At 43.5% G+C, this 16474-nt stretch carries 16 protein-coding genes and 1 tRNA gene; 4 read left to right on the top strand and 13 right to left on the bottom strand.

Going from position 1 to position 16474, the window contains the following annotated elements; translation table 11 throughout:
• Positions 1 to 49 precede the first annotated feature (49 nt).
• Together OCV39_RS09950 and sodB are read right to left on the bottom strand one after the other, a co-directional pair.
• Entirely contained in the window at positions 50 to 562 is a 513-nt protein-coding gene (locus OCV39_RS09950) for a VC2046/SO_2500 family protein (protein WP_017053616.1), read from the bottom strand.
• 178 nt (positions 563 to 740) lie between these two features.
• Positions 741 to 1325, bottom strand: coding sequence for a superoxide dismutase [Fe] (gene sodB / locus OCV39_RS09945; protein WP_017053617.1), 585 nt, complete (start codon positions 1323 to 1325; stop codon positions 741 to 743).
• A gap of 294 nt (positions 1326 to 1619) precedes the next feature.
• Here sodB and OCV39_RS09940 point away from each other — a divergent pair, with 294 nt between their 5' ends.
• Positions 1620 to 1955 carry a Grx4 family monothiol glutaredoxin gene (locus tag OCV39_RS09940; protein WP_017053618.1) on the top strand — a complete coding sequence of 112 codons (336 nt, stop codon included), beginning with the start codon at positions 1620 to 1622 and terminating at the stop codon, positions 1953 to 1955.
• A gap of 106 nt (positions 1956 to 2061) precedes the next feature.
• Entirely contained in the window at positions 2062 to 2694 is a 633-nt protein-coding gene (locus OCV39_RS09935; protein WP_261888396.1) for a DsbA family protein, read from the top strand.
• Positions 2695 to 2805: 111 nt separating this feature from the next.
• Here the strand turns inward: OCV39_RS09935 and OCV39_RS09930 are convergent, their stop codons facing one another.
• Positions 2806 to 4131, bottom strand: coding sequence for a Na+/H+ antiporter family protein (locus OCV39_RS09930; protein WP_113799950.1), 1326 nt, complete (start codon positions 4129 to 4131; stop codon positions 2806 to 2808).
• A 55-nt stretch (positions 4132 to 4186) separates the two neighbouring features.
• The gene (gene rnt, locus OCV39_RS09925) at positions 4187 to 4843 is read right to left on the bottom strand and encodes a ribonuclease T (protein WP_017053621.1); all 657 of its coding nucleotides are present in this window, start codon (positions 4841 to 4843) and stop codon (positions 4187 to 4189) included.
• A 185-nt stretch (positions 4844 to 5028) separates the two neighbouring features.
• Between rnt and motY the strand changes: the two genes are divergently transcribed.
• The gene (gene motY / locus OCV39_RS09920; RefSeq protein WP_261888395.1) at positions 5029 to 5910 is read left to right on the top strand and encodes a flagellar protein MotY; all 882 of its coding nucleotides are present in this window, start codon (positions 5029 to 5031) and stop codon (positions 5908 to 5910) included.
• An 88-nt stretch (positions 5911 to 5998) separates the two neighbouring features.
• Here motY and gloA read toward each other — a convergent pair whose 3' ends face one another.
• From gloA to OCV39_RS09875, 9 genes are all read right to left on the bottom strand, one after another.
• Positions 5999 to 6409 (bottom strand): lactoylglutathione lyase, encoded by a 411-nt coding sequence (gene gloA, locus OCV39_RS09915; RefSeq protein WP_017053475.1) that lies wholly within the window; start codon positions 6407 to 6409, stop codon positions 5999 to 6001.
• A 54-nt stretch (positions 6410 to 6463) separates the two neighbouring features.
• Positions 6464 to 7099, bottom strand: coding sequence for an endonuclease III (gene nth / locus OCV39_RS09910; protein WP_261888394.1), 636 nt, complete (start codon positions 7097 to 7099; stop codon positions 6464 to 6466).
• A 75-nt stretch (positions 7100 to 7174) separates the two neighbouring features.
• Entirely contained in the window at positions 7175 to 7864 is a 690-nt protein-coding gene (locus OCV39_RS09905) for an electron transport complex subunit E (protein ID WP_171757060.1), read from the bottom strand.
• The gene (gene rsxG, locus OCV39_RS09900) at positions 7857 to 8492 is read right to left on the bottom strand and encodes an electron transport complex subunit RsxG (RefSeq protein ID WP_017053478.1); all 636 of its coding nucleotides are present in this window, start codon (positions 8490 to 8492) and stop codon (positions 7857 to 7859) included. The genes OCV39_RS09905 and rsxG overlap by 8 nt, the downstream gene beginning before the upstream one ends.
• Positions 8493 to 8500: 8 nt before the next feature.
• Complete coding sequence (gene rsxD / locus OCV39_RS09895; protein WP_261888393.1) at positions 8501 to 9547, bottom strand: electron transport complex subunit RsxD; 1047 nt, start codon at positions 9545 to 9547, stop codon at positions 8501 to 8503.
• Positions 9547 to 12450: an electron transport complex subunit RsxC gene (rsxC, locus tag OCV39_RS09890; RefSeq protein WP_261888392.1), complete on the bottom strand. Its 2904-nt coding sequence runs from the start codon at positions 12448 to 12450 to the stop codon at positions 9547 to 9549. The genes rsxD and rsxC overlap by 1 nt, the downstream gene beginning before the upstream one ends.
• Positions 12451 to 12458: 8 nt before the next feature.
• The gene (gene rsxB / locus OCV39_RS09885; protein ID WP_113799960.1) at positions 12459 to 13055 is read right to left on the bottom strand and encodes an electron transport complex subunit RsxB; all 597 of its coding nucleotides are present in this window, start codon (positions 13053 to 13055) and stop codon (positions 12459 to 12461) included.
• Complete coding sequence (gene rsxA / locus OCV39_RS09880) at positions 13055 to 13636, bottom strand: electron transport complex subunit RsxA (RefSeq protein ID WP_017051484.1); 582 nt, start codon at positions 13634 to 13636, stop codon at positions 13055 to 13057. Before rsxA ends, rsxB begins: the two co-directional genes overlap by 1 nt.
• Before the next feature lie 191 nt (positions 13637 to 13827).
• Positions 13828 to 13903: transfer RNA gene (locus OCV39_RS09875), tRNA-Asn, on the bottom strand.
• Between the two features lie 522 nt (positions 13904 to 14425).
• Between OCV39_RS09875 and uvrB the strand changes: the two genes are divergently transcribed.
• The gene (uvrB, locus tag OCV39_RS09870) at positions 14426 to 16456 is read left to right on the top strand and encodes an excinuclease ABC subunit UvrB (protein ID WP_261888391.1); all 2031 of its coding nucleotides are present in this window, start codon (positions 14426 to 14428) and stop codon (positions 16454 to 16456) included.
• The last annotated feature ends 18 nt before the right edge of the window (positions 16457 to 16474 follow it).

Here is a 16474-nt window from a genome sequence, read left to right as displayed (position 1 = left end):
GCCAAAACATAGCGATTATTATAAATAAGACAAACGCAGGAGGTTGGGATTAGGCTTGTTGCTGAATTTGATACTGGCGACTAGCAAAATTTAGCTGTGCGTAGAGGTCAGTGGGAACTGAAATATCGGGTTTTTCAGATTTTGATTCACGTAAAATACGGCGTTCATGACCTGATAGGTTGTGGTAGACATCTTCAGGGAAGTCCTGAGTATCTTGTGGCATGAACGCTAGAGGCGTCGGGCAGAGGTAGTGGCTGAGTTTGGCACTTGCCATTCCTGCTTCATGAAAATGTTCAGCCTGACGGGCAGAAATCGTGTACGAGTCACTATCAGAACGCAAAGCTTGCGGTTTCGGTACACCAAGTTGATTACGCAGAATAGACTCACTACTGAGCGATTCAGTAACGGTTTCTGCGGGGATGCAGTCTCGCACATCATTGGAGAACATCGACATTATTAAAGCGAAATCAGCACGGCGACCTTGTTCGACAGCATGGCTAATGCCTGTACCGAATTGAAGTTCGTTGATGATTCCAGCTTTATCTAAAGTGTGTAATTGCATGTGACCTCTCGCTTGATAATTATTTAGCGGCAGGAGAGGGAATAACTTTAGGCTCTTATTGCGTTGAAAAGTGAGGATTTATGGGAGGTAAGCATCTGTAGTCATAGGAAAAAGAAAAGCCAGCATCAATGATGCTGGCTTTAATATTCGGTTTAGCTCGTTATCTCAAATAGAGAAATTACTTCGCTAGGTTTTCTTCTACGAAAGACCAGTTTACTAGTGACCAGAATGCAGCCATGTAATCAGGACGTACATTGCGGAAATCGATGTAGTAAGCGTGTTCCCATAGGTCAACAGTAAGCAGTGGTGTCACACCTTCGTCAGTCAGCGGAGTTGCTGCGTTAGACGTGTTAACAATAGCTAGAGAACCGTCAGCGTTTTTCACAAGCCAAGTCCAAGATGAACCGAAGTTGTTGATTGCTGAATCTGTGAATTTCGCTTTGAATTCTTCGAATGAACCAAATGCAGAGTCAATTGCTGCTGCAACTGCACCTGTTGGAGCGCCGCCAGCATTTGGAGCAAGACAGTTCCAGTAGAACGTGTGGTTCCAAATTTGTGCTGCGTTGTTGAAAACACCGCCAGTAGAAGTCTTAACGATTTCTTCTAGAGTTTTGCCTTCAAATTCAGTTCCAGGAATCAGACCATTTAGCTTAACAACGTAAGTGTTGTGGTGTTTACCGTGGTGGAAATCTAGAGTTTCTGCTGAGATATGTGGTTCTAGTGCGTCTTTCGCGTAAGGAAGAGCTGGTAGTTCAAATGACATTGCGAATGTCTCCATATAGTTGAAAGATTGAGTTCTTTCGGTGGCTTCCAATGATTTATTATAGTTATACCGATCCAAATATGAGTTGATTACTTGCATCGGTATTCGTCGAATTCTGACTTGGATTTATTTTAGCAAGTTTTTACTTTATTAAAAGGCATAAATGAAAAATTATTGTAATTGTATTGTTTCTATTACTTACCTCTCATAACCACAAATATTATGTGCTTTTTATTCTTGGCTAATGGGTTAGAATGTTCTTAATGACTGCAGTACATCCATTAAGAGGATCCGATGGAAACTATCGACAAAATCAAACAGCAAATCGAAGAAAACACAGTACTTTTATACATGAAAGGCTCTCCTAAGCTACCTAGCTGTGGCTTTTCTTCACAAGCATCACAAGCATTAATGGCATGTGGTGAGAAATTTGCTTACGTAGATATCCTACAAAACCCAGATATCCGTGCGGAGCTTCCTGCTTATGCACAATGGCCGACTTTCCCTCAACTATGGATTGACGGTGAGCTAATTGGTGGTTGTGATATCATTTTGGAAATGTTCCAAAAAGGTGAACTTCAACCATTAGTAAAAGAAGCTGTGGCTAAAGTTGCTGGTGATGAAGAGTAATCGTCTGGATCATTAACTTTCCAGAGTAGTATAAAAGGAGCTAATATAGCTCCTTTTTTGATCTCAAATACGAATGCCTCAAGATTATGAGTGGCGGAGATAGGCGATGAAAGTAAAACTGTATTACGTGCACGATCCAATGTGCAGTTGGTGTTGGGGCTATAAGCCAACGTTAGAATTACTCAAGCAGCAATTGCCGAGTAGCATTGAGCTTGAATATTTAATGGGAGGGCTTGCTCCTGACTCTGATGTTCCGATGCCGCTAGAAATGCAGCAGAAATTACAAAGTATTTGGCACCAGATCGAAGAGCAATTAGGCACGGAGTTCAATTATGAGTATTGGACAACATGTCAGCCAGTTAGAACTACTTATCCTGCGTGCCGTGCCGTTATCGCGGCAGGTTTTCAAGATCGCTATCAAGAGATGCTGGAAGCGATTCAACATGCCTATTACTTGCGAGCGATGCCTCCGCACGATGTTGACACTCATCAGCAGTTGGCTGAAGAGTTAGGGTTAGACCTACCGTTATTCATTAACGACCTTAATGGAAAAGTGGTAGAAGAAGAATTCGACGATCAATTAAGCTTATCTCGTAGCCTTGGGGTGCACTCTTACCCAAGCTTAGTTCTTCAGGTGAATGATAGTTACTTCCCAGTTGCAGTTGATTACCAATCTACAGAGCCGACATTAAAAGTGATTCGAGAGAAAATTGTCGAACTAGTGTCACTCAATAAGTAAAGCTCAGCAATAAACAATAGATATAAAAAATGCGCTAACTATTTAGCGCATTTTTGATCGGCAGGTGAAACGTATCATTTGCGAATAAAAATGTTTACTCGCCCATGTCGTTTAAAGCACCATTGCCGCAATCCAACCAAAGATGATCAGTGGGATATTATAGTGAATAAAAGTTGGGACAACGGTTTCCCAAATGTGTTCATGTTGTCCATCTGCATTCAAACCAGAGGTCGGGCCTAAGGTTGAGTCGGAAGCTGGTGAACCGGCATCACCAAGAGCGGCAGCTGTACCAACCAGAGCAATGGTCGCCATTGGAGAAAAACCGAAAGCGAGTGCAAGTGGGACGTAAATGGTTGCAAGAATTGGAATCGTCGAGAATGATGAGCCAATTCCCATCGTAACAAGTAGACCAACAATCAACATCAGCAGTGCGGCTAAAGGTTTGTTATCCCCAATACTGGTTGATAGTGCTTGAACCAAAGATTCGACACCACCCGTTTGCTTCATTACTGCGGCGAACCCAGCGGCTGCGATCATAATAAAGCCAATCATTGCCATCATGTGAATGCCTTTGCTAAAGACATCGTGAGTCTCTTTCCAAGCAATGACGCCACCAAAAGTAAATACCATGAAACCAGCTAAAGCACCGATGATCATCGAGCCAGTATAAAGTTGCACAGTTAATGCGACGATAATACCGACTAAGGCAACCAGAATGTGTTTTTTGTTAATCGCTGCAGGCTCGTTATGAACGACGGTTAACTCCGTCTCTTTGTATTCGCGTGGCTTGCGGTAGCTAAAGAAAATAGCGGTCAGTAAACCAAAAATCATACCCATAGCCGGGAGTAACATTGCGGTTGGAACTTGACTCGCCACCACACCTTCTAAGCCATTATCATGCAGGTTTTTCAGCAGAATATTGTTCAGAAAGATCCCACCGAAACCAATAGGTAGCACCATATATGGCGTGATTAAACCAAATGTCAAAACACAAGCAACAAGGCGACGGTCTAATTTTAGCTTTGCAAATACTGCCAAAAGAGGTGGGATTAAAATTGGAATAAAGGCGATATGCACGGGAATGACATTTTGAGATGACATCGTTACGAGCACAAGAGCAACCAATACAATGTATTTAAGGCCAGTACTGGCAGCGGCATTTTCTTTGCCATGGATATGCTTGATGACGTTTTGAGCCAGTAAATCGGTAATACCTGATTTAGAAATGGCGACAGCAAAAGTGCCCAACATGGCGTAGCTAAGAGCGATAGTAGCACCACCGCCTAAGCCACTTTCAAAGGCAGAAACAGCGTCATTAAGACTCATTCCTGAAACCAGTCCACCAATGATGGCACTAAATGTCAATGCAACGACGACATTCACGCGCATCAATGCTAAAACCAGCATGATACATACGGAAATAACAACAGGATTCATATTTTTCTCGGTTAAGTTGTGTTTAGCTCGTCTTTATTAGAGAAGAGTAAAAGTTTTATTGGTTTGTTTCGGTCTCTTCAATAAGCGGCCAGCCACCTAAGGCTTTCCATTTATTGACGATGCCGCAGAAGAGTTCAGCTGTTTTTTGAGTATCGTATAGTGCCGAATGCGCTTCTTTATTGTCGAAATCCATCCCTGCAGTTTTACACGCCTTAGCCAGAACGGTTTGGCCATAGGCGAGGCCACTTAACGCTGCTGTGTCAAAAGTAGCGAAAGGATGAAAAGGGACTCTTTTTAATTTGCAGCGGTTACTTGCTGCATTAACGAAATTCAGGTCGAAAGTAGCATTATGAGCAACCATGATCGCTCGGCTACAATTGGCATCTTTCTGCTCTTTTCGAACTAATTTGTAGATCTCTTTGAGTGCTTCTTGTTCACTGACCGCGCCACGTAAAGGACTAAATGGGTCTCTTATGCCATTAAATTCAAGCGCTTCTTTTTCTAGGTTTGCCCCTTCAAAAGGTTCAACATGGAAGTGAATAGTCGAGGCTGGGTGCAGATCACCATGTTCATCCATTCGTAATGTGATAGCACAAATTTCTAAAAGCGCATCGGTTTCCGCATTGAATCCTGCGGTTTCTACATCAATAACTACTGGAAAATAGCCACGAAAGCGTTTCTTTAGGGTTAGTGCTTCATTTTTTACAGTCATGTTGGCTCAAATCTGGGTAACAATGCCTGCATTATTGCAGATTCTAACAGTGATAAAAACCAAAGAAATAGAATAATAACCAAAAGATAAATAACTATTTGGCGAGGTTTTTGCATAATTGAAGGTATAAAAATAAACGGCAATATGTCGCCGTGTAGAACCGTAATTGAGAGATATTCGCCCTTATGAATAAATTGGTCGTGACAAGTAGTTTGCTGATGTCCGTTTTGGTATCACCTGTTTCTATGGCGATAGAAAAGCGTTATGTAGCGACACCTCAACAATCTACTTGGGAAATGGTAACCAACTCACCGTTGGAGTGCCGTTTGGTTCACCCAATACCAAACTATGGTGATGCAGAGTTTTCATCAGCCGCGGGTAAAAAAATCAATCTCGATTTTGAACTAAAAATGAGACGCCCGATGGGGGAAACTCGCAATGTGAGTCTCATTTCTATGCCCCCTGCATGGAGGCCGGGTGAAAATGCTGATCGAATCACTAACATCAAATTCTTTAAACAATTTGATGGGTATATTGGTGGGCAAACTGCTTGGGGGATTTTGGGGGAATTGGAGAAAGGTCGCTATCCGACTTTCAGTTATCAAGATTGGCAGAGTCGTGATCAGCGAATTGAAGTCGCTTTGTCGTCGGTTTTATTCCAAGCAAAATACAATGTGTTTAGCGATTGTATCAGCAATTTATTGCCTTATTCGTTCGAGGATATTTCGTTTACGATTCTTCATTATGAGCGCGATAGTGACAAATTAAATAAAGCATCACGAAAGCGCTTAAGCCAAATTGCAGATTATGTACGATACAATCAAGATATAGACTTGGTTCTTGTGGCGACCTATACCGACTCTAACGGCAATAAATCTAGCTCTCAGGATTTATCTGAACGTCGTGCAGATTCATTACGCGAGTATTTTAAATCGCTGGGATTACCGGAAAATAGAATTCAAGTGCAGGGTTATGGTAAACGTCGTCCAATTGCAGATAATTCATCGCCAATTGGTAAAGATAAAAACCGCCGCGTGGTGATATCTCTAGGACGAACTCAAATCTGATATTAAAAAAATAGGGCAGTGTTGTACTGCCCTATTGTCATTTATAGCGTGTATCATTTATAGCATGTTGGTCACGACTCGTTCGAGCTTACAGACCAGACGATGCTTGGCTATTCTGAATGAGTTCAATCATGTAACCATCAGGGTCTTTAACAAATGCGATGTGAGTTGACCCACCTTTTACAGGGCCCGCTTCACGAGTGACATTTCCACCCGCCGCTTTAATTGCATCGCAAGTCTTATAAATGTCATCAACACCAATAGCGATATGACCAAATGCACCACCATGATCATACTCAGTTGTGCCCCAGTTATAAGTCAACTCAATCACAGAACCTTGTGACTCGTCTCCATAACCTAGGAAAGCAAGTGTGTATTTATATTCAGTGTTTTCATTTTTACGCAGTAGAGTCATACCCATTACATTGGTGTAAAACTCAATAGATTTGTCTAAATCTCCCACACGAAACATTGTGTGAAGAATACGACCGTTTGACATGATTTGCTCCTAGCAATTGTATTTGAAATCGTTCCTCAATTTTTTAGCGCCTTTCTATACGTCAGTTTTCTCTTTAAACTCACATAAATCTTCGATAAGGCAACTGCCACAGCGAGGTTTTCTGGCTATACAAGTATAACGTCCGTGAAGAATTAACCAGTGATGAACATCAAGCTTGAACTCTTTCGGTACGACGTTAAGTAACTTGGCTTCAACATCATCCACTGTTTTCCCCATAGCAAACTTGGTGCGGTTAGACACACGGTAAATGTGGGTGTCAACGGCAATGGTCGGCCAACCAAAGGCGGTATTAAGTACAACGTTTGCGGTTTTTCTTCCCACACCAGGTAAAGCTTCCAGTGCTTCACGGTTTTCAGGAATTTCGCCATTATGCTTATCTAACAATAGGCGACAGGTTTTGATGACATTCTCAGCTTTGGAGTTAAAAAGCCCAATCGTCTTTATATACTCTTTGACTCCATCGACACCTAAGTCGAATATCGCTTGAGGAGTATTGGCAACCGGATATAGCTTATCTGTTGCTTTGTTGACACTCACATCGGTTGCTTGAGCGGAAAGAAGAACGGCAATCAAAAGTTCAAAAGGGCTGTTCCAGTTGAGTTCTGTTTCTGGCTTCGGGTTATTTTCTCGAAGCCGTTTGAGTATTTCAATGCGTTTTATTTTGTTCATGTTGGCTGCTTCTAGAGTATTATTTTATTTATATTTATTATCGTTAAATCGTTTTACTTTCGATTGAGAACAGCTTTAGCTTGTCACGCGTGCACGTTCAATCGTCGCTTTTTCGGCTTTTGGCTGTTTAGATTTGTTTCTTGCATCGATGACATTTTTTAAGGCAATGAGGAAGCCGACGCCAATGAATGCTCCTGGCGGGAGAAGTGCGAGAAGGAAGCTGCTGTCAAAATGGAATACCTCAATTCGAAGTGATGCGGCCCAGTCACCAAGTAGCAAATCAGCACCATCAAATAGCGTTCCGTTGCCGATGAGTTCTCGCATTGCACCGAGCAGAACGAGAACGGATGTCATGCCTAGTCCCATCCAAAAACCATCTTGGGCTGAAGGTAGAACGGCATTTTTTGACGCGAAGGCTTCTGCTCGGCCAATAATAATGCAATTGGTGACAATCAGAGGGATGAAAATACCAAGTGATAGATATAAGCCATACGCATAGGCGTTCATCAGTAGTTGAACACAAGTGACTAAAGAAGCGATGATCATGACAAAAACTGGAATTCGGACCTCTTTAGGTACGTAATCTCGAACTAATGAGACAATAACATTTGAACCCACTAGAACGAGCAGGGTAGCAATACCTAGCCCAAGAGCATTCGTTACTGTGGATGAAACCGCAAGCAGAGGGCATAGGCCAAGCAACTGAACTAAGGCTGGGTTATTGTCCCATAAACCGTTTTTGATCAGGGTTTTATGATCACTCATCGCTGCCTCCACAGTTAAATGCTTGGTTATACAAAGTATGGCTATTTTTGTTTACGTAAGAGACGGTATCTTTAACTGACCCTACAACGGCTCTTGGCGTGATTGTTGCCCCAGTAAATTGATCAAACTGTCCGCCATCTTTCCTTACTTTCCAATCAGATTCATTCTGCTCAGTCAGTTTTTTCCCGGTAAAGCCTAATATCCAGTCCGATACGCGTAGATCGACTTTATCACCTAAGCCGGGAGTTTCCTGATGCGATAAGACTCGTGTCCCAGTAATGCTGCCATCTGCCTTAATGCCAACAATCAGTTTTATAGCACCGTTATATCCGTTAGGGGCAATGGCTTCTATTGCAATAGCGCTCGGCTCGCCATTCAGAGTCGCAATATAAGCGGGCATTGATTGGTTCGTCCCTAAGGCAGGATCGTTTACTAGTGTACATGAACGATACAGTTCATTGTCATGAAGCGCCGGAGGGATCACTTGGTTGAGAACCGATAATAGTTGCGCTTCTTCCTGCTGTTGAATGGCATCTTTAGTTAAATACTGGGTGACAGCGACCAAACCTGTTGATGCGCAGGCAAAGATCGCAAGTGTCAGACCGTTTTTTTTAATCGCGGTTAGCATATGATTCCTTAATGCCCGTATGTTCTAGGTTTTGTGTAGTAATCAATAAGAGGCACGCACATATTGGCTAAGAGTACAGCAAAGGCGACGCCATCAGGAAAACCGCCCCAACTGCGAATGATGAAGACCAAAGCACCAATGAAAGTGCCATAAATGAGCCTACCCTTAATTGTTGTCGAAGCTGATACTGGATCGGTAGCGATAAAAAATGCTCCAAGCATGGTTGCGCCCGATAGTAGATGTAAAATAGGTGATGCCGTTTCTCCTGGCGTAAGCAGCATGAATAAGCCACTGGTAATTACTAGACCACCTAAAAATGCGGCAGGGATATGCCATTGAACCACTCTAAGTTTTATCAAGGCTAACCCACCGACTAAGTACGCTAGGTTAACCCATTCCCATCCTATTCCAGCGATGCCGCTAAATTGTGGTTGCGCCAGTGCTTCACTTGTTGTGTTCCCAGCATGAAGTGCCGTTTTAAAGGCATCCAATGGTGTTGCCATAGTAACACCATCAATCCCTACACGGATCTGTTGTAGAGACAATCCTTCAGTATTAAAGCCACTGAATATCAATGAAAAAGCGTTATTAAATGACATGCTGTCAGCGACTAATTGGTCGGGAGCAATCCAACTCGTCATTTGAACTGGGAATGAGATCAATAAAACCACATAAGCCACCATTGCGGGGTTAAATGGGTTTTGACCAATTCCACCGTACAAATGTTTTGCAATTACGATGGCAAAAAACAGACCGATAACGATAATCCACCAAGGTGAAAGGGGAGGAATAGCAACGGCAAGTAACCATGCGGTGACTAAGGCACTGTTGTCTCTTAACGCGGAGAGCGGAGATCGTTTTCGAAGTAGCATTACTCCTGCTTCTAGGGTAACAGCGACAGCAATTGCAAGAACCAGTTGAATTAGGGTTCCCCATCCAAAAAAGTAGGTTTGAGCAATTAATCCCGGTAGTGCGCAAATTGCAACCCACTTCATCAAATCGGGTGTGCTACGACGGCTATGCGCGTGTGGCGAGCTGGCAATAAAAAAGGCCATTACTCATTCTCCTCGTTATCTTGCATCTGTTTTGCTTTACGTGCTTTGGCGCGAGCAATGGCTGCGGCGACGGCGGCTTTTTTCGGGTCAACTGCTGGTGTTTGTTCCGTGGTTTCAAGTTCCACTATATCCGCCAGTAAGTTTTTCGTTTTAGATGTTTCTTGAATCGTATCGACATCAGTGTCCAATGTCGGTGTCATTTCCGTATTGTCCGATTGTGCTTTGCGCGCTTTCGCTCGTGCAATGGCTGCGGCGACGGCGGCTTTTTTCGGGTCAACTGCTGGTGGTTGATCTGCGATTTCAAGTTCGACTAAATCTGCCAGTAAATCTTTCTTTTGTGGCGTTTCGGATTCCGATTGTTTTGCTTTACGGGCTTTAGCGCGAGCGATGGCGGCGGCAACGGCGGCTTTTTTAGGGTCTGCGGTTGACGTTTGCTCTGTGCTTTCGACGGCTAGCTCATCACTTGCTTGAACGGTTTCAGCAGCGTTAACGGTTTCCGATTCCGCTTGTTTCGCTTTACGGGCTTTAGCGCGAGCGATGGCGGCGGCAACGGCGGCTTTTTTAGGATCTGCGGCTGGCGCTTGCTCTGCGCTTTCGACTACTAGCTCATCACTTGCTTGAACGGTTTCAGCAGCGTCAACAGTTTCCAATTCTGCTTGCTTCGCTTTACGGGCTTTAGCGCGAGCGATGGCAGCAGCTACAGCGTCTTTTTTAGGATCTGCGGCTGGCGTTTGCTCTGTGCTTTCGACGGCTAGCTCATCACTTGCTTGAACGGTTTCAGCAGCGTCAACGGTTTCCGATTTCGTTTGTTTCACCTTACGGGCTTTAGCGCGAGCGATGGCGGCGGCAACAGCTGCTTTTTTAGGATCTGCGGCTGGCGCTTGCTTTGTGCTTTCGACGGCTAGCTCATCGCTTGCTTGAATGGTTTCAACAGCGTCAACGGTTTCCGATTCCGCTTGCTTTGCTTTGCGGGCTTTAGCGCGAGCGATGGCGGCGGCAACAGCTGCTTTTTTAGGATCTGCGGCTGGCGCTTGCTCTGCGCTTTCGACGGCTAGATCATCACTTGCTTGAACGGTTTCAGCAGCGTCAACAGTTTCCGATTCTGCTTGCTTCGCTTTACGAGCTTTAGCGCGAGCGATGGCAGCAGCAACAGCATCTTTCTTGCTTGGAGCTTCGGAGTTGTCAGCGGTGACTTCCTTATTTGCTTTCTTCTCTCTTGCCTGACGTTTACGCTCTTCACGTAGCTTCATCATCTCTGAATTATCAGGTTCAGATTTACCGTCATTCTGCGCTGCAGCTTGTTTTGCTTTTGCACGGGCAATCGCAGCGGCAACGGCAGGTTTAACGGTTTTTTCTGGTTGTTCTGTGGTTGATTGCTGAGCTTTAACACGAGCAATTGCAGCTGCAATAGCATCATCACCGCCCGTTTTTTTCATCTCTTGGCGACGGTTATCGGCTGCTTTTTTAAATCGGTTTTCTCGTTCTGCTTTATCTCGTTCAAGACGTGCGTTTTTCTCTTCAAAACGAATTCGAGCTCTTTCGGCAGAATCCGCTTCTTGTTTACGAGTCTTTATTTCCGATTTCGCTTGTCGGTAGTATTGCACTAGCGGTATTTCACTCGGGCAAACAAAGGCACAAGCGCCACACTCAATACAATCTTTTAAATTGAGTTCTTCACATTTGTCGTATTCTTCGGCTCTTGCATGCCACTGGAGTTGCTGAGGCAATAAAGAGGCAGGACAAGCTTCCGCACATTGGCTGCATCGAATACACGCCATTTCATGACGATTTGGTGCAATCTCTTTACGAGTTGGAGCTAAAATACAGTTGGTCGTTTTAGTGATTGGTACGATCGCATGAGGGAGAGTGAATCCCATCATCGGCCCGCCCATGATTAAGCGCGGGAATTTTTTATCTGCGCTATAGCCAAACTCATTAAGCAAATCCTGAACAGGTGTGCCAATAAGCGCCCATACATTGCGCTCTTGCTTAAATGTTTTTCCGGTGAGTGTGATGACTCGCTTTATCAGCGGCTCCCCATCAACAACGGCACGTTTTATTGCGTGCAGTGATCCAACGTTTTGAACCAAAATACCAATGTCAGCTGGAATGCTACCTACAGGTACTTCTTTGTTAGTGAGGATCTTAATCAGCTGCTTTTCGCCACCTGAAGGGTACTTCGTTGGAATCACACGAATAACAATATTCTTGTTAATCGCTGCAATTTCTAGCGCTTTAACCGCTTCAGGTTTGTTGTCTTCAATACCAATAATGGTGAGTTCAGGCTTAAGAATCTGCTCAACAATTTCGATACCTTGGATAAGTTCGTCGGCGTGCTCTTGCATCAATTTATCATCAGCAGTGATGTAAGGTTCACATTCAGCAGCATTGATGATCAGAATGTCGGTTTTCGCCAATCCAGATTGAATTTTCTTTGCTGTTGGGAATCCTGCGCCACCCATACCGGAAACACCCGCTTGTCGAATGATCTCAATTAGCTGTTCAGAAGGGAGTTGTGAAAAATCGTGATGAGTCGTTCTCTCAATCCACTCCTCTTTATTGTCCGGTTTGATTACGATACAAAGCTCGGATAAGCCAGAAGGATGAGCGGTGGTTCTTGGTTCAATAGCGGTGATCGTGCCAGATGTTGGAGCGTGAACAGGCAGCATAAAACTCATGGTGTATTTTGTTAAGGCTTGCCCTTTAAGTACTCGGTCGCCCACACTAACAATTAAGTCACCCGCTTTACCTATATGCTGCTTAACCGGTAAAACTAGCTCGCTCGGTATTGAAGCATTTGAAATAGCGCGTTGATTTGATTGCTTTTTGTTTTCGGCAGGATGAACGCCACCAGGAAAGTCCCACAGTGCGCCAGTACGAATTTGTTCAATTAATGACAACATACCAATCCTTATGCTTGAGAGTGTGGCGGCTGAGAGCTACCTACATCTGAGTTGGTAATATCAACAACAGGAATCGTGTTCATTTGCCATTTCCAATTTTCAGTTGTTGTTTCAAGTGGGAGCATCTCGATACAGTCAGTAGGACAAGGTGCTACACAGAGATCGCAACCTGTACATTCATCTTTTATCACGGTATGAAGCGCTTTAGTGCCTCCGACAATAGCATCGACAGGACAAGCTTGGATGCATTTAGTGCAGCCAATGCACATATCTTCGTGGATGAAGGCGACCGTTTTGATGTTGTTTGTTAAGTCGTGGGCGGAGTCTTCTGCTTCTACACCCATTAGGTCAGCGAGCTTTTCAATGGTGGCTTGACCGCCGGGAGGGCACTTATTGATCTTGTCACCATTGGCGATCGCTTCAGCATATGGGCGGCAACCAGGGTAGCCACACTGACCACATTGAGTTTGCGGAAGAATGGAATCTATTTGGTCGACAATTGGGTCGGCTTCAACTTTGAATCGGATAGATGCAAAACCAAGAATGACACCAAAAACGGCGGCAAGGACAACCAAGGCAAGTATTGCGATTAGAATGCTATTCATTACAACTTCACCAAACCAGTAAAGCCCATAAATGCCAGAGACATTAACCCCGCAGTGATCATTGCAATTGACGCGCCTTTAAATGGGGCGGGAACATCAGCCGCAGAAATTCGTTCACGCATTGATGCGAATAGGATAAGAACCAGAGAGAAACCTACCGCAGCACCAAAGCCATAAATAATGGATTGAATAAAGTTATGGTTTTCATTCACGTTCAGCAACGCTACCCCTAAAACCGCACAGTTAGTGGTGATGAGTGGTAAGAAAATACCCAATAAACGATAGAGAGTAGGGCTCGTTTTATGAACCACCATTTCGGTGAACTGCACGACAACAGCGATCACGAGAATAAAACTCATGGTTCGTAAGTATTCGATCCCTAATGGAGCAAGAATATAGCTTTCAACGAGATATGAGCATACCGATGCCAGAGTTAGCACAAACGTAGTGGCAAGGCCCATACCTATTGCGGTCTCTAATTTCTTAGAAACCCCCATAAATGGACATAACCCTAAAAACTTCACTAGTACAAAGTTGTTTACCAGCACAGTGCCGACTAACAACAAAAAATATTCGGTCATAATAATTTTAGTCTGAAATTCCGATCCCAATATTATCCTGCTTTGCGAGTTTAATAACAACCAAGTAAAGCTAAGGTTTTATATAGATGATGGAAAATTAGTCGCAAAATCATGGAAATCGGTGGTGAGAATGAAATGCTGCAGCTTAGAACGCAAAAAAGCCGCATCCTAAGATACGGCTTCTTTAAAATTGGCTCCCCCTGCAAGACTTGAACTTGCGACATACGGATTAACAGTCCGCCGTTCTACCAACTGAACTAAGGGGGAATTGCTTGAAATCGGGGCGAATATTAACGACAGATTTAATGCCTGTCAATAGAAAATTAGCGATAAAATTAAAATTATTTATTGAAAAAAAACTTTACTTTTTCGTAGCCCTTACTGGCTTTGGGCTTGGTTTACTTATCCACCAAATTTGTGGATAAGTGTGTTAGTTAAAGTTTGATAACTGTTTTGGACATAATAAAGGAAAGTAACAGCAAAACAGTATTACCATTAACTTATTGATTTTAAGATATTTTGTTTGGCTTGGTGTTTTATCTATTTTTTAGAATAAATAAAATTGGGGATAACATTGGTATTATTGGGGAAAAGTCGTGGATGAAAAATTTTGAGAAAAGTACGAATAAAACCTGATGGGGCGAAGATAATAGCAAATATAAAAAACAGAATCTAGCGCTATTTCTAACCATTGTTGTCCATTTTTTTAAAGGTTTAAGTTGCATCTATGTGTGACCTATGGCGACAATGTCACTCTCCGGATTTGAGCAGCAATAGGTAGAGACAAACATGAGCAAAGTTTTTGATTTGGTATCTGAATACAAACCTTCAGGGGACCAGCCAACAGCGATAAAACAGCTATTAGAAGGGCTAGATAATGGTCTCGCTCATCAAACATTGTTAGGCGTTACTGGATCAGGCAAAACATTTACTCTTGCAAATGTGATTGCAGAAGCGCAACGACCTGCGATCATTCTGGCACCAAATAAAACGTTAGCCGCTCAGTTATACGGGGAGATGAAATCATTTTTCCCTAATAATGCTGTGGAATATTTTGTCTCATACTACGATTACTACCAACCAGAAGCTTATGTGCCAACCACTGATACCTTTATTGAGAAAGACGCAGCAGTTAATAAACACATCGAGCAGATGCGACTGTCAGCAACAAAAGCACTACTAGAAAGAAAGGATGCGATTATTGTTGCGTCGGTTTCTGCAATTTATGGTCTTGGTGATCCTGACTCCTATTTGAAAATGATGCTGCATATACGCAGGGGCGATATCTTAGATCAGCGTGATATTTTACGTCGCTTGGCTGAATTACAGTATTCTCGAAATGACATGACATTTGAACGGGGTCAGTTCCGAGTCCGTGGCGAAGTTATTGATGTATTCCCTGCTGAATCTGAACAAGATGCGGTTCGAATCGAGATGTTTGATGACGAAATTGATTGTATTAGTATTTTTGACCCATTGACGGGGGCTGTGAAGCAGCGAGATCTACCACGTTATACGATCTATCCTAAAACTCACTATGTCACTCCGAGAGAGAAAATACTTGAAGCCATAGAGAAAATCCGCAAAGAGCTCGAAGAGCGTCAAAGCTACCTGAAAGAGAATAATAAGCTGGTGGAAGAGCAACGGATCTCGCAGCGAACTCTGTTTGATCTTGAGATGATGAATGAACTCGGTTTCTGCTCAGGCATCGAAAACTATTCTCGTTATTTGAGTGGACGTAAAGAAGGTGAAGCACCACCAACACTGTTTGATTACCTTCCTAGGGATGGGCTGCTTGTCATCGATGAATCTCACGTTACGGTTCCGCAAATTGGTGCCATGTATAAAGGTGACCGTTCTCGTAAAGAGACCTTGGTAGAGTTTGGCTTTCGGTTACCGTCAGCGCTAGACAATCGTCCAATGATGTTTGATGAGTTTGAATCCATTGCCCCGCAAGCCATATTTGTGTCGGCAACTCCAGGCAATTATGAATTAGACAAATCAGGCGATGACATTGCAGATCAGGTCGTACGTCCGACAGGGTTGCTCGATCCAGAGATCGAAGTTCGTCCGGTTGCTACGCAGGTCGATGATTTACTTTCTGAAATTCGCATACGATCCGCGAAAGGTGAGCGAGTTTTGGTTACCACACTCACAAAGCGTATGTCAGAAGATCTCACCGAGCACTTACATGAGCATGATGTCAAAGTTCGCTATTTACATTCTGATATTGATACCGTAGAGCGAGTTGAAATTATTCGAGACTTAAGATTAGGCGAGTTTGACGTGTTAGTGGGCATTAACTTACTAAGAGAAGGGTTAGACATGCCTGAGGTGTCTTTAGTGGCAATTTTGGATGCCGATAAAGAGGGTTTTTTACGTTCCGAACGATCTCTCATACAGACTATTGGACGTGCGGCACGAAATCTAGAGGGTAAAGCAATTTTATATGGTGACAGAATCACCAAGTCGATGAAAAAAGCGATTGATGAAACCGGAAGACGCCGTATAAAGCAGCAACAATACAATGAAGAGCAGGGAATTGTGCCACAAGCTCTCAAACGTAATATTAAAGATATTATGGAGCTGGGGGATATTACCAAGTCAAGAAAACAGCGTGAATCGAAGCAAGTACCGCTATCTAAAGTGGCCGAGTCTTCCGCTGTGTATGAGGTGCTTTCGCCGCAGCAACTCGATAAAGCGATCAGTAAACTTGAAGGTGAAATGTACCAGCATGCGCAGAATTTAGAATTTGAACTAGCAGCGGCTAAACGTGATGAAATAGAGAAATTAAGGGCCCAGTTTATAGCAAATAGCTAACCTTCAATGTTGAGGTTA

The sequence above is a fragment of the Vibrio cortegadensis genome (assembly GCF_024347395.1).
Lineage (GTDB): Bacteria > Pseudomonadota > Gammaproteobacteria > Enterobacterales > Vibrionaceae > Vibrio > Vibrio cortegadensis.
Note: the sequence above shows the minus strand (reverse complement) of the source record. Positions and strands in the feature narration are given on the sequence as shown.

What these genes read in the sequence shown, in the direction of transcription:
- OCV39_RS09950 (WP_017053616.1), bottom strand. Translation starts at nt 562, where the DNA reads ATGCAATTACACACTTTAGATAAAGCTGGAATCATCAACGAACTTCAA.
- sodB (WP_017053617.1), bottom strand. Translation starts at nt 1,325, where the DNA reads ATGTCATTTGAACTACCAGCTCTTCCTTACGCGAAAGACGCACTAGAA.
- OCV39_RS09940 (WP_017053618.1), top strand. Translation starts at nt 1,620, where the DNA reads ATGGAAACTATCGACAAAATCAAACAGCAAATCGAAGAAAACACAGTA.
- OCV39_RS09935 (WP_261888396.1), top strand. Translation starts at nt 2,062, where the DNA reads ATGAAAGTAAAACTGTATTACGTGCACGATCCAATGTGCAGTTGGTGT.
- OCV39_RS09930 (WP_113799950.1), bottom strand. Translation starts at nt 4,131, where the DNA reads ATGAATCCTGTTGTTATTTCCGTATGTATCATGCTGGTTTTAGCATTG.
- rnt (WP_017053621.1), bottom strand. Translation starts at nt 4,843, where the DNA reads ATGACTGTAAAAAATGAAGCACTAACCCTAAAGAAACGCTTTCGTGGC.
- motY (WP_261888395.1), top strand. Translation starts at nt 5,029, where the DNA reads ATGAATAAATTGGTCGTGACAAGTAGTTTGCTGATGTCCGTTTTGGTA.
- gloA (WP_017053475.1), bottom strand. Translation starts at nt 6,409, where the DNA reads ATGTCAAACGGTCGTATTCTTCACACAATGTTTCGTGTGGGAGATTTA.
- nth (WP_261888394.1), bottom strand. Translation starts at nt 7,099, where the DNA reads ATGAACAAAATAAAACGCATTGAAATACTCAAACGGCTTCGAGAAAAT.
- OCV39_RS09905 (WP_171757060.1), bottom strand. Translation starts at nt 7,864, where the DNA reads ATGAGTGATCATAAAACCCTGATCAAAAACGGTTTATGGGACAATAAC.
- rsxG (WP_017053478.1), bottom strand. Translation starts at nt 8,492, where the DNA reads ATGCTAACCGCGATTAAAAAAAACGGTCTGACACTTGCGATCTTTGCC.
- rsxD (WP_261888393.1), bottom strand. Translation starts at nt 9,547, where the DNA reads ATGGCCTTTTTTATTGCCAGCTCGCCACACGCGCATAGCCGTCGTAGC.
- rsxC (WP_261888392.1), bottom strand. Translation starts at nt 12,450, where the DNA reads ATGTTGTCATTAATTGAACAAATTCGTACTGGCGCACTGTGGGACTTT.
- rsxB (WP_113799960.1), bottom strand. Translation starts at nt 13,055, where the DNA reads ATGAATAGCATTCTAATCGCAATACTTGCCTTGGTTGTCCTTGCCGCC.
- rsxA (WP_017051484.1), bottom strand. Translation starts at nt 13,636, where the DNA reads ATGACCGAATATTTTTTGTTGTTAGTCGGCACTGTGCTGGTAAACAAC.
- uvrB (WP_261888391.1), top strand. Translation starts at nt 14,426, where the DNA reads ATGAGCAAAGTTTTTGATTTGGTATCTGAATACAAACCTTCAGGGGAC.